Consider the following 12,128-nt stretch of genomic DNA (forward strand, 5'->3'; position numbering starts at 1 on the left):
AGATCGCCGCACCTGTAGGAACTGTCGAGTGAAACGAGGCTGCGATCTTTTGATCTGCGCTAAGCCCCTACCCGCGCCTGCAAACTCAAATGCGCCTTCTGTCCCGGCGCCAGGCTCAGGCTGTGGGTGCCGCCACTGGCCGCTTCCACACACACAAACTCTGATATTTCATTCCAGCTCACCCCCAGCAACGGCCGCGAGCCCGGATGCCAGACCACCGTGTCCGCCTCATCACCCGTATCAATGCACAACTCACGCTGCCAGGCGTGGTCCTTGAGTTGCAATTCGCCGTCTTGCTGGAACACTCGCTGGCACCCGCCATCGACCCTCAACTCACCATCCTGCTGACAACTCTGGCGATTCAAATGGTCGTAACCCTGCGCGCCATCGAGCCCAGACAGCGCTATCTCGCTGACATCGCCAATACGCCAGTAAGCATGCAAAGCCTGGCTCAACTGGCACGGCATGTCGTCCTGATGCTCGGTGCTCAGGCGCAATTCCATGCGTTCGCCAAGGTGGGCGTGCAAGTCCACTTGCCAGTCACACAATTGAAGCTGCCAGTGCAATCGCACGCCATCGTCGTCATGGCGGCTGTCGAGCAGCTTCCAGTCGATCAACCGCGCCCAGCCATGAGATGGCCACGCATTCTCGCTCGGATGACGGCCATACCACGGCCAGCACACCGGCACGCCACCCCGAATCGCGCCGACCTGCGGCCACTTCGCCGCGCACCACAGCCAGGGTTTTTGACCCGTTGGCTGGAAGTGCAGCAACTGCGCGCCCTGGCGACTGAACACGGCCTGACACAGCGGATGGTCGATCACCAACACGTCGCGCTTCTGATAGCGCTCCCACGCAAACACCGGACGTTCGCGCAAGGATTTGAAGAAGCGTTGTAGCGGATGCTCATGCATGTGCCACGGTCCTGAAAATCAATGGGGGTACTCTAACTGTTGTGCCCAGTGCGCCACAGGCCCTCTAAGGCCTCCCAAAAAAAAGCGGACAGCCTTGGCTGTCCGCAAATATGCGCACATAGAGAGGAGCTTATCGCAACAGCGTTAGAACACCGACTGAATTTTCAGGCCGGCCACCAGCGCGTTGTCGACTTCATCCACACCGCCTGGGTGAGTGACGTATTGCAGGTTAGGACGCACGGTCAGCCAGTTGGTAACGTGGAAGCCGTAGTTGAGTTCGTAGTTGTATTCAGTGGTCCGCAGTGGCGAGAACAGTGGATCCTCGTACTCAGTCACATTGTTGGCAGCGTTGACCGCCTCGGCGTTTTTCTTCACGTCATCGTTGACATGGATACGGGCGAAACCGATGCCCATGTCATCTTTAGGACGCGCATCGAACGGGCCCTTGTACACAAACATCAACGACTGGTAGTTGTCGACAATGTTGGTGTCCTTGTCGTGGAACGTGGCGTTGGCTGCAATGTTCAGACCGCGGGACTTGTCACCGTTGTGGCTGGTGAGTTGTTGCTGTGCAACGAACCAGTAACCGTGCTTGCTGCTGTGGCTGCGATAGGCGTTACCGCTGGTGGCCGCATCATTGCCGTTGTCGTCCTTGAGAACGTCATCGGCCTTGGCCGTGCTTTTGTAGTAACCGACACGGTATTCGCCCGGCAGGTTGCCAGGGTTAGGCAACCAGACCAGTTCGACTGGCAGGACGGTGCCGTTGGTACCACTGCCGCTGAGCTTGAAGCCGTTACCGTGCTCCAGTTGCGACGTGTTCTGGTTGTACGCGCCGATCTGCGCATAGAACTCAGGCGAGATGTTGTACTTCACGCGGACCGCAGCCTGCATGACCGGCCAGTTGTACCAGATGTTGGTGGCCCAGTTACCCACCTGGGAACCACAGAACGCCAGGTTCTGGAACTCGCATGGGAAGGTGTTGAAGTCTTCGCCTTCGCCGAAGTAACCGGCCTTGATGTCCAGTTTATTGTCGAAGAACTGGTGCTTGATCCACAACTGGGTCAGACGGACCATGTGACCACGGCCATAGACTTCCTGGGAGGAACTCAAGGTGCCAGCACGTGGGTCGCCGATACGGTCATTGGAGATGTTCTCACCGTTACGGTTGGTGAGCTGGATCTTGGCCTGAGTGTTATCCCAGCCAAACAGTTTTTGCAGGTCCAGTGCTGCCCCAAGGCCAAACTGGTCTGCGTAACGAGCCGTTTTGTCGTCGTTGAAACCGCCATGGAGGTTGCCGCCGACTTCACCGACGTAATCCATTTTGATGTCGATGCCCTGCTCGATCAGCTTGGTCCGCTCGCCACCCCAATCACCGGTCATCCATTCGGAGTCGGCGCTGAACGCATCAGCCGCGTGTGCGCTACCGGCCATCATCATCACTGCAACAGCTGACAACTGGCAGATAAGCTGAGCGTTGTTGTTCTTCTTCATCCCTACATCCTCGTTTTATTGTTATTAACTTTTCTTTTTCTAACGCGGTGACATCGGTTGCAGCGGACGACAGGCCATCCGCCGCGTATCCCCCTGTGGGAGCAAGCCTGCTCCCACACTTTTTATCTTCAGCGGCCTTTGAATTGGGCCACGTTGTCAGCGTGCATTTCGCTTTTCGGCAAGCCGGCCACCCCCAAACGCTCCCCCGTCCTGGCGTCGAACAACAACACTTTCGATGGGTCGAATTGCAGGGTCAGTGTCTCGCCCGGCGCCGGTGCGACGTCTGGTGCCAGACGGCAGCAGACTTTGGTGTCATTGAGATTGACGAACACCAGGGTGTCGGGGCCGGTTGGCTCGGTGACCTGGACTTCAGCGCGAATGGTCGGCAATCCGTTCGGTTCGCCATTGGCCAACACGATCTGTTCAGGGCGCATGCCCAGGATCACTTCGCGGTCTTCGAGGCCGGCATCCTGCATGCCCAGTGGCAACTCGCAACGGGCCTGGCCGCTGTCGAGCAATGCAACCAGACGACCGTCCTTGCGCTGCAAACGCAGGGGGATGAAGTTCATCGGTGGCGAGCCGATGAAGCTCGCCACGAACAGGTTGGCCGGGTTGTTGTAGATGTCTTTCGGCGTGCCGAACTGCTGGATGATCCCGTCCTTCATCACCGCCACTTTGTCGCCCAGGGTCATCGCTTCGATCTGGTCGTGGGTCACGTAGACCGTGGTGGTTTTCAGGCGCTGGTGCATCAGTTTCATTTCGGTGCGCATCTCGACCCGCAGCTTGGCGTCGAGGTTGGACAGCGGTTCGTCGAACAGGTAAATCTTCGGTCGCCGCGCCAGGGCCCGGCCCATGGCGACACGCTGTTGTTGACCACCGGAGAGCTGGCCCGGCTTGCGGGTAAGCAGGTGTTCGATCTGCAGCAATTTGGCGACGCGAGCGACTTCTTCGTCGATTTCGGCAGTCGGCATTTTGCGGATCTTCAGGCCGAACGCGATGTTGTCGCGCACACTCATGGTCGGGTACAGCGCGTAGGACTGGAACACCATGGCGATGTCGCGATCCTTGGGGCTCATGCCGCTGATGTCGGCGTCGTCCACCAGGATTGCGCCGCCGCTGATGGTTTCCAGGCCGGCGATGCAGTTCATCAGCGTGGATTTACCGCAGCCCGATGGCCCTACCAGGATCAGGAACTCACCGTCATCGATCTTCAGTTCGATGTTTTTCAGAGTGTCCGGCAAACCGGCGCCGTAGGTCTTGTTGACGTTGCGTAATTCGAGAGTTGCCATGTTTCTACCCCTTGACCGCGCCGGACGTCAGCCCACGCAGGAAATACTTGCCAGCGAATATGTAGACCAGCAGTGTCGGCAGCCCGGCGATCATCGCGGCGGCCATATCAACGTTGTATTCCTTGGCCCCGGTGCTGGTGTTGACCAGGTTGTTCAGGGCCACGGTAATTGGCTGGGCATCGCCACTGGCGAACACCACGCCGAACAGGAAGTCGTTCCAGATTTGAGTGAACTGCCAGATCAGGCAGACCATCACGATCGGGATCGACATCGGCAGCAGGATCTTCAGGAAGATCGTGAAGAAGCCCGCACCGTCCAGGCGTGCAGCCTTGACCAGTGCATCCGGAATGCTCACGTAGTAGTTGCGGAAGAACAGCGTGGTGAACGCCAGGCCGTAGACCACGTGCACCAGCACCAGGCCGGTGGTGGTGTTAGCCAGGCCGAACTTGCCGAGGGTGAACGAGGCAGGCAACAGCACGGTCTGGAACGGCAGGAAGCAGCCGAACAACAGCAGGCCGAAGAACAGTTGCGAGCCACGGAAACGCCACATCGACAGTACGTAACCGTTCATGGCACCGATGAAGGTGGAAATCAGCACCGCCGGCACGGTGATCTTCACCGAGTTCCAGAAATAGCCGCCGACCACGTCCCAGGCCTTGATCCAGCCGATACCGTCAATTACGGTCGGCCAGCTCAGCAAGTTGCCGGTGCGGATGTCTTCCGGAGATTTGAAGCTGGTCAGCAGCATCACCACCAGCGGGATCAGGTACACCGCCGCTGCGAGCAGCAGCGTGGAGTATATGGCGACCCGGCTGAAGCTGAGGCTGCGTTTTCCGAATTGATCAGTCATGGCGTTTGCCTCGCAGCTCGGAGTACAGGTACGGCACGAGGATGGTCAGCACGGCACCGAGCATGAGCATGGCGCTGGCCGAACCGATGCCCATCTGGCCACGGCTGAAGGTGAAGGAATACATGAACATCGCCGGCAGGTCGGACGAGTAGCCGGGGCCGCCCGCCGTCATCGCCGCGACCAGGTCGAAGCTCTTGATTGCGATGTGCGCAAGGATCATGAAGGCACTGAAGAACACCGGGCGCAGGCTCGGCAAAACGATCTTCAGGTAGATGGTCGGCAGGCTTGCACCGTCGACCTGGGCGGCACGGATGATCGACTGATCGACACCGCGCAGACCGGCGAGGAACATCGCCATGACAAACCCGGAGGCTTGCCACACAGCGGCGATCACCAGGCAGTAGACGACGCGATCCTGATCCACCAGCCAGTCGAGGCGAAAGCCTTCCCAGCCCCAGTCACGCAGCATCTTGTCCAGACCCAGGCCTGGGTTGAGCAGCCATTTCCATGCGGTACCGGTGACGATCATCGAGAGCGCCATCGGGTACAGGTAAACGGTGCGAATGAAACCTTCCTTGCGAATGCGCTGGTCCAGCAACACGGCGAGGAACACGCCGAGCACCAGGCTGATACCGATGAACATGCCGCCGAACACCGCGAGGTTTTTGCTCGCGACCCACCAGCGATCGTTGTCCATCAGGCGCATGTATTGCTGCAGGCCGACCCACTTGTAGCTCGGCATGAAGCTGGAATTGGTAAAGGACAGAATGAACGTCCAGATGATGTAACCGTAGAAACCAACCAACACGATCAGCATGCTCGGCGCCAGTACCAACTTGGGTAACCAGCGTTGCAGCGCATCGAACGGTGAGGCTTTGCTGAAAACCGCCACAGAGCTCATCGGGATAATCCAGGTGGAGAGAAGTGAGATCGACACAGCCCTTGTGGGAGCCGAGCTTGCTCGCGATGACGGACTGACATTCAAAAGAGATGTCGACTGTTACACCGCTATCGCGAGCTAGCTCAGCTCCTACAGGGGATTACTGGGCCGCTTTGACAGCCGATGCCAGTTGGGCGCTGGCCTTGGCCGGGTCAGCATCCTTGTCGTTCATGAAGTTGGTGACCACATCGAAGATCGCGCCCTGTACGGCCAGGGAGGTGGCCATGTTGTGCGCCATGCTCGGTTGCAGGCCGCCCGTCTTGTCGTCCGCAACGAAGTCCTTCGCTGACTTCTGGGCACACTCGTCGAAGCCGAGCTTGTCCATTTCATTCAGCATGTCGTTACGCACCGGGATCGACCCTTTGTTCATGCTGAAGACTTTCTGGAAGTCAGTGCCCAATGCGACCTTGGCCAGGTCTTGCTGGGCAGCGATGTCACCCTTGCGATCCGCTTTGAGCTTGAACACCGCCAGGGAGTCGATGTTGTAGGTGAAGGCTTTTTCGGTGCCCGGGAACGGTACGCACTGGTAGTCCTTGCCCGCGACTTTCTTCGCCGCTGTCCATTCGCTTTTCGCCCAGTCGCCCATCATCTGCATGCCGGCCTTGCCGCCGATGACGTCGGCGGCGGCGATGTTCCAGTCACGACCGGCGCGGTTCGGGTCCATGTAGCCGGTGATTTTTTTCAGTTCGGTGAACGACTTGGTCATCTCCGGGCCGGAGAGGGTTTTCTGGTCCAGGTCAACCAGGGCTTTCTTGTAACCGTCGGCGCCCATGACCGAGAGCACCACGTCTTCAAACACGGTGCTGTCCTGCCAAGGCTGACCGCCGTGGGCCAGGGCGATGAAGCCTGCGGCTTTGAGCTTGTCGCCAGCGGCATAGAATTCTTCGAGGGTGGTCGGGGCTTTTTCGATCCCGGCTTTCTTGAACACTTCCGGGTTGATCCACAGCCAGTTCACACGGTGAATGTTCACCGGAACGGCGACGTAGTCACCTTCGTACTTCACGGTATCGGAGACTTTCCTGGACAGCAGGCCATCCCAGTTTTCCGACTTGGAAACGTCTTTCAACGCGTCGGTGCTGAGCAGGCCAGTGCTGCCCCACTCCTGGATGTCCGGGCCTTTGATCTGTGCGACGCCCGGCGGGTTACCCGCTACGGCGCGGCTTTTGAGCACGGTCATGGCCGTAGAACCACCACCGCCGGCGACAGCGCCGTCTTTCCAGGTGAAGCCGTCTTTTTCGACTTGAGCCTTGAGCACATCGACCGCTGCTTTTTCACCACCCGACGTCCACCAGTGAACAACTTCCACGGAACCTTTGGATTCGGCGGCAAGCACACTGAGAGGGAGCGCAGACAGGGAGGCGAGAGAAATGACAGTAGCGAGGCGAGAAATCGCATTCATCTAGAAGTACCTTTCTTGTTGTTATGCATGCAAGTCTGGTGCTTGCGCTGCATAGGATTTTAAACAGGAGTTATCCCCTCGCAGGTAACGAAGGGACGCTGGAATGTCACTGCATGGTTACACAGGAGCGCTCTGTGATAACTGCCCCAGAGCGGTGGCCATGCTCGGCGCCAGAGGCAGACGCGGAATCAATACGGCTTGCCAGGCGTGATACAGGTCGGGTTTACCGGCCCAGATATCAGCGCTTGGGCGGTTTTGCGGATCCAGCTCATGGTGCCAACTGCCGTCGCAACGATCGATAAAATGACTGTCACAGAATTCCCAGAATAGCCGGTACCAGGTTTCGTATCGCGCATCGCCGGTGCGTTTAAGCAACGCACTGGCGGCGGCACTGGCTTCGCAATGGGTCCAGTGCAGACGGTGGCGAACCACCGCCCGATTGTCCCAGTCGAGGGTGTAGACAATCCCGGGCAGCCCATCGACATCCCAGCCGTGACGGCAGTTGTGGTCGAAGAGTTTTTGCGCGTCGGTGGCGAGCCAGCCTGGCGTGAGCATTCCCGCCTGAACCCGCGCCGCTTCAAGGTGCAGCACCAGTCGCGCCCATTCAAAACCGTGGCCCGGTGTGGTGCCGTAGGGGCGAAAACCGTCGGCCGGGTTGTCGTGGTTGTACTCGCGTAGCGGCTGCCACTGACGGTCGAAATGCTCGATCACCAGATAATCATTGGCCGCGGCATGACCGTGAATAACGCGCTCGACGATGCGTTGTGCACGGCACAGCCAGCGGTTGTCCTGGGTGACATCGGCCAGTGCGAGGAAGGCTTCGGTGGCGTGCATGTTGCTGTTGGCACCGCGATAGGCCTCCTCTTCACGCCAGTCGCGATTGAAGGATTCGCGCATCGCGCCCTCCTCCTCGCTCCAGAAATGCGTGTCGATGATATTGATTGCATCGTCGAGCAAGGCTTGTGCGCCGGGACGCTGGGCGACGACGGCGGAACTGGCGGCCAACGCAACAAAGGCGTGCAGGTAGGCGGCCTTACCAGTGTTGCCGTCGCGATGATGCGCGACCGCAAACCAGCCCCCGTGTTCGGCATCGCGCAGCGGCCCGCTGAGGGCGCGGACGCCGTGATCCACCAACTCCGCAAACCCCGCAAGCCCCTGGATGTGCGCCATGGCGAAGCTGTGGGTCATGCGGGCGGTGTTCATGGTTTCGGCGTAGGCGTTGGCCGGCAGGCGGCCTTTTTCATCCAGATTGCCGAAGCCGTCGGCAAGCGTTGAAGCCTTGGCAAACGCCAGCAGGCGCAGGCCTTCAGCTGCAAGCCATTGCTGATGGGCAGGCGCGTTCAGCCAACTGCTGAACGCCGGTTGGAAGGTGTCCATGGCATACCTTTTTTGTTGTTATGACTGGAGGGCAGTCTAAACAACGGGCGATGACAGGCAGGTAACGAAGGGGGCGAGTTATGTCACCAGTCTGTGACATTCGCCTTGAGGAGTGTGTTGAATGGTCTGACGCCATCGCGAGCAAGCTCGGCTCCTACAGGATGGGCGCAATACCTGTGGGAGCAAAGCTTGCTCGCGATGAACGATAACGCGGTCTGACTAGTCAACACTTCGCGGTAACTGAAGTGTCACCCGCAACCCACCCTCACGCAGGTTTTGCAGGCTCACTTCCCCACCATGGCTATGCGCAATGTTGCGCGCAATTCCCAGCCCCAGCCCATACCCCTGCTGCTGCCCGGCCAGGCGGAAGTGCGGTTCGAAGACCTGTTCCAACCGTTGCTCGGGCACGCCCGGCCCTTCGTCATCGACGTGCAGAACAAACGCACTGTCGTCATCATCGATGTGCAAATGCGCGTTTTGTCCGTACTTCAAGGCGTTGTCGATCAGGTTGCCAATGCAGCGTTTAAGCGCCAACGGTTTGCCGGGGTACGCTGCCAGCGCCCGCCCCTGCTGAGTCACGCGACCATTGCCATTGGGCGCCAGATACGGCTCCACCAGGCAATCAAGCACATGGTTGAGGTCCACCGGTTCGATGTTTTCGTGAATGTCGGTGTCTTTCACGCATTGCAACGCGCCTTTGACCAGCAACTCCAGCTCATCCAGATCCCGTCCGAACTTGGCTTGCAGCTTTTCGTCTTCCAGCAATTCCACGCGAAGGCGCAAGCGAGTGATGGGCGTACGCAGGTCATGGGAAATCGCACTGAACAACTGGCTGCGCTCGGTCAGGTACCGGCTGATGCGTTCGCGCATGGCATTGAATGCACGGCTCACTTCGACCACTTCACTGCCGCCGCCCTCAGCCACCGATTGCACGTCGGCCCCCAGCGACATGTCCCGGGCGGCACGGGCCAGGCGTTTGAGCGGACGGCTCTGCCAGTGCACCAGCAAACCGATGAACAGCAGCAGAAAACCGCTGGTGAGCACAATGAACCAGACCTGCTGCGCCGGCAGCCCCTGCTCTTCAAGACTGGTGTAGGGCTCGGGCAGCAGCGAGGCGATGTACAGCCATTCACCCGGCGCCATCTGGATTTGCGTAACCAGCACAGGCGGGTTCACCGGCTCCAGCGTCAAGGCGTAGTGCGCCCATGAGCGTGGCAATTCGTCGAGCTTCAAGCCACCGTTGAAAATTCGCAGGTCTTCGGGGCTGACGAAGGTCACCGAAATGTCGGTGTCCTGGCCCAGTGACTGGCGCAGCACTTCGTCCACCGCTTTGAGCACCGCTTCCTTGCGCGGGGTGATCGGCAGCACGTCCATGCCCAAGGGTTTGTCGTTGAGGGTCACCACGAATCGGGTGCCGCCCATACTGCGCAATTGGTCCAGCACCAACGGCCTGAAAGCGACCGGCAGCGAGCGGAAATAACTGACGCTGGCCGTCATCGAATGCGCCAGGCTGCGGGCACTGGTGACCAGGCCTTCAAGCTGCGTCGCGCGCAATTGCGACACCCAGATCACGCTCGACAACGTCTGCGCAAACAACACCGCCAGCAACGTCAGCAGCAACATCCGCCCCAGCAGCGAACGCGGCATCGGCACCTTGGCCGCAAGCTTGCGCAAAGACTCAGTGGCCATTGCTGGCAATCACATTGGCGGCCAGTTGATAGCCGCTGCCGCGCACGGTGCGAATCAATCGTGGCGGTTTTTCAGTGTCACGCAGGCGTTGACGCAAACGGCTGACCGCCATGTCGACGATGCGGTCCAACGGCATCAAATCGCGACCCCGGGTGGCGTTGCCGATGGTGTCTCGATCGAGGATTTCCTGGGGGTGGTCGAGGAACAGTTTCAGCAACGCGAAATCGGCGCCGGACAGAATCACTTCTTCACCGTCGGTGTGGAACAGTCGATGGCTGACCATGTCCAGGCGCCAGTCATCGAAGGCCAGCACTTCGCCGCCGTTGCGTTCCTGACCGAACTGCGCGCGGCGCAACAACGCCTTGATGCGCGCCTGCAATTCACGTGGGCTGAACGGTTTGCCAAGGTAATCGTCAGCACCCAGCTCCAGGCCAATGACCCGGTCGGCTTCGTCGGAGCTGGCGGTGAGCATGATGATCGGCACTTGCGCCTGACGCGGGTGCTGGCGAACCCAGCGGCAGAGGCTGAAGCCATCTTCGTCCGGGAGCATCACATCGAGGATCACCAGATCGCTCGGCGCCTCGTTCAGCGCCTGGCGAAAACCGGCGCCATCGGGCGTGGTGCGGACCTGGAAACCGGCGCGGGTCAGGTAGGTGTCCAGCAACTCGCGTATCTCTTGATCGTCATCGACCAACAAAATCGACTTGTTGACTGAGCTCACGGGGCGGCGTCCTTGTTGTTTGAATTGGGCGGATTATGCCTGATCGTGCAAAGAACGTTGGTGTCTGTGAGGGCCCCATCGCGAGCAAGCTCGGCTCCTACAGGTCATCACAACCCTGTGTAGGAGCCGAGCTTGCTCGCGATGAATGGTACTCGGTCTCAAGCCTGTTCCAGCGCCACACCCGCGCCCATCAGGCCGGAATACGGCGCTGTCACCAGCCACACCGGAATGCCTTTGAAGTAGTCGCTCATGCACCCCTTGTCGGCGAAGCACTTGGCGAAACCGCTTTCAAGGAAGAAATCGGCGAATCGCGGAATCACCCCGCCCACGATGTACACGCCACCGCGCGCGCCGGTGGTCAGCACGTTGTTGCCGGCCACGCGGCCAAGCCAGCAGCAGAACTGCTCCAGCACCTCCAGTGCAATCGGATCACCAGCCAACCCTGCAGCGGTAATCGCTTCCGGGGTTTCAAGTACCGGCGTGTGACCGTCCACCGCGCAAATCGCCCGATAGACCCGCGGCAAGCCGCCGCCGCTCAGGGCCGTTTCAGCACTGACATGGCCGATCTCATTGAAGATGTGCTGCCACAACTGGGTCTCCCGTGGACTGCTCAGCGGCAAGTCGACGTGACCGCCTTCTCCGGGCAACGCGGCAAAACGCCCTTCCCCCAGACCCAGCAAGGTGCCGACGCCAAGACCAGTGCCCGGACCAATCACCACGGCCGGGCGCAACGGTTCCGGCATGCCTTCGCAGACCACGCGGAATTCGCCGGGCTGCAAACGGGTCATGCCCAGCGCCATGGCCGAGAAGTCATTGACCAGCAACAGCTGCTCGACCTGCAAGGTCTCGCAGAAACCCTTGCGGCTCAGTCGCCAGTGATTGTTGGTGAACTTGAATTCATCGCCACTCACGGGACCGGCCACCGACAGGCACACCGAGCCGGAGCGAACATCGGGCGCCAGCAACAAAAAAGAGAGCAGGGAAAGGGAAGGAGAGCAAGGCAGGAAAAGGAGAAGGGGCCAGAGGCGGACTGAAGGAGCAGAGCACACGGGACCGATATGGAAAGGGGAGGGGGGGGGAAAAAAAAGAGAAAAGATGGGAGGGGGGACAAAAGAGGGGCAACTGACCCATAAAGCCCCAGGGGGAAAGGAAGATGATCAGGGAGAAAGCGTGAAGAAGGCGATGGAGCCAGGACTGACGACAGGAGCTGAAGAGCGGCCATATGCAAAGGAGAGGAAAATCGAAAGCAGGGCAAGACCACGCTGCCACTGTTATTGCCCCAAACGCCTCTGGGCAGCGAAAGCAAGGCGGAGCGAGGAACGGAGATACTCACTGCCAGCCCGCACCAAGAGAGCACACCAGGACGCGGAAACAGCCAGAGGCACCCCCCCGGAGGGGCACACGTTTGCAAAGCTGCAGCGGAGCGGCCACCGTAGAGTCTACCCCAAGTCACAGGTT

At 59.7% G+C, this 12,128-nt stretch carries 9 protein-coding genes and 1 pseudogene; all 10 read right to left on the reverse strand.

Features of this window, described 5'->3' with window-relative positions:
• Positions 1–59 precede the first annotated feature (59 nt).
• Positions 60–914 carry a D-hexose-6-phosphate mutarotase gene (locus LOY55_RS23660; protein ID WP_046032025.1) on the reverse strand — a complete coding sequence of 285 codons (855 nt, stop codon included), beginning with the start codon at positions 912–914 and terminating at the stop codon, positions 60–62.
• A gap of 144 nt (positions 915–1,058) precedes the next feature.
• A complete protein-coding gene (locus LOY55_RS23665) occupies positions 1,059–2,405 on the reverse strand; it encodes a carbohydrate porin (RefSeq protein WP_077431391.1) in 1,347 nt (448 codons plus the stop codon).
• Positions 2,406–2,533: 128 nt separating this feature from the next.
• On the reverse strand, positions 2,534–3,694 hold the full coding sequence (locus tag LOY55_RS23670) for an ABC transporter ATP-binding protein (RefSeq protein WP_223525669.1): 1,161 nt from the start codon (positions 3,692–3,694) through the stop codon (positions 2,534–2,536).
• A gap of 4 nt (positions 3,695–3,698) precedes the next feature.
• Positions 3,699–4,544: a carbohydrate ABC transporter permease gene (locus tag LOY55_RS23675; RefSeq protein ID WP_258666956.1), complete on the reverse strand. Its 846-nt coding sequence runs from the start codon at positions 4,542–4,544 to the stop codon at positions 3,699–3,701.
• Positions 4,537–5,445 (reverse strand): carbohydrate ABC transporter permease, encoded by a 909-nt coding sequence (locus tag LOY55_RS23680; protein WP_007974433.1) that lies wholly within the window; start codon positions 5,443–5,445, stop codon positions 4,537–4,539. Before LOY55_RS23680 ends, LOY55_RS23675 begins: the two co-directional genes overlap by 8 nt.
• 139 nt (positions 5,446–5,584) lie before the next feature.
• Positions 5,585–6,883 carry an ABC transporter substrate-binding protein gene (locus tag LOY55_RS23685; protein WP_046032029.1) on the reverse strand — a complete coding sequence of 433 codons (1,299 nt, stop codon included), beginning with the start codon at positions 6,881–6,883 and terminating at the stop codon, positions 5,585–5,587.
• 117 nt (positions 6,884–7,000) lie between these two features.
• Positions 7,001–8,260, reverse strand: coding sequence for an AGE family epimerase/isomerase (locus LOY55_RS23690; RefSeq protein ID WP_223525670.1), 1,260 nt, complete (start codon positions 8,258–8,260; stop codon positions 7,001–7,003).
• Between the two features lie 219 nt (positions 8,261–8,479).
• Positions 8,480–9,949, reverse strand: coding sequence for an ATP-binding protein (locus tag LOY55_RS23695; RefSeq protein WP_046032031.1), 1,470 nt, complete (start codon positions 9,947–9,949; stop codon positions 8,480–8,482).
• Complete coding sequence (locus LOY55_RS23700) at positions 9,939–10,670, reverse strand: response regulator (RefSeq protein WP_046032032.1); 732 nt, start codon at positions 10,668–10,670, stop codon at positions 9,939–9,941. Before LOY55_RS23700 ends, LOY55_RS23695 begins: the two co-directional genes overlap by 11 nt.
• A gap of 158 nt (positions 10,671–10,828) precedes the next feature.
• Positions 10,829–11,647 (reverse strand): annotated as a pseudogene (locus tag LOY55_RS23705) (glucokinase); the annotation flags it as partial.
• Positions 11,648–12,128 lie beyond the last annotated feature (481 nt).

Source organism: Pseudomonas sp. B21-040 (assembly GCF_024748695.1).
Taxonomy (GTDB): domain Bacteria; phylum Pseudomonadota; class Gammaproteobacteria; order Pseudomonadales; family Pseudomonadaceae; genus Aquipseudomonas.

Coding starts and splice junctions, on each gene's coding strand:
- LOY55_RS23670 (WP_223525669.1), bottom strand. CDS start 3,694: ATGGCAACTCTCGAATTACGCAACGTCAACAAGACCTACGGCGCCGGT.
- LOY55_RS23685 (WP_046032029.1), bottom strand. CDS start 6,883: ATGAATGCGATTTCTCGCCTCGCTACTGTCATTTCTCTCGCCTCCCTG.
- LOY55_RS23690 (WP_223525670.1), bottom strand. CDS start 8,260: ATGGACACCTTCCAACCGGCGTTCAGCAGTTGGCTGAACGCGCCTGCC.
- LOY55_RS23675 (WP_258666956.1), bottom strand. CDS start 4,544: ATGACTGATCAATTCGGAAAACGCAGCCTCAGCTTCAGCCGGGTCGCC.
- LOY55_RS23680 (WP_007974433.1), bottom strand. CDS start 5,445: ATGAGCTCTGTGGCGGTTTTCAGCAAAGCCTCACCGTTCGATGCGCTG.
- LOY55_RS23695 (WP_046032031.1), bottom strand. CDS start 9,949: ATGGCCACTGAGTCTTTGCGCAAGCTTGCGGCCAAGGTGCCGATGCCG.
- LOY55_RS23660 (WP_046032025.1), bottom strand. CDS start 914: ATGCATGAGCATCCGCTACAACGCTTCTTCAAATCCTTGCGCGAACGT.
- LOY55_RS23665 (WP_077431391.1), bottom strand. CDS start 2,405: ATGAAGAAGAACAACAACGCTCAGCTTATCTGCCAGTTGTCAGCTGTT.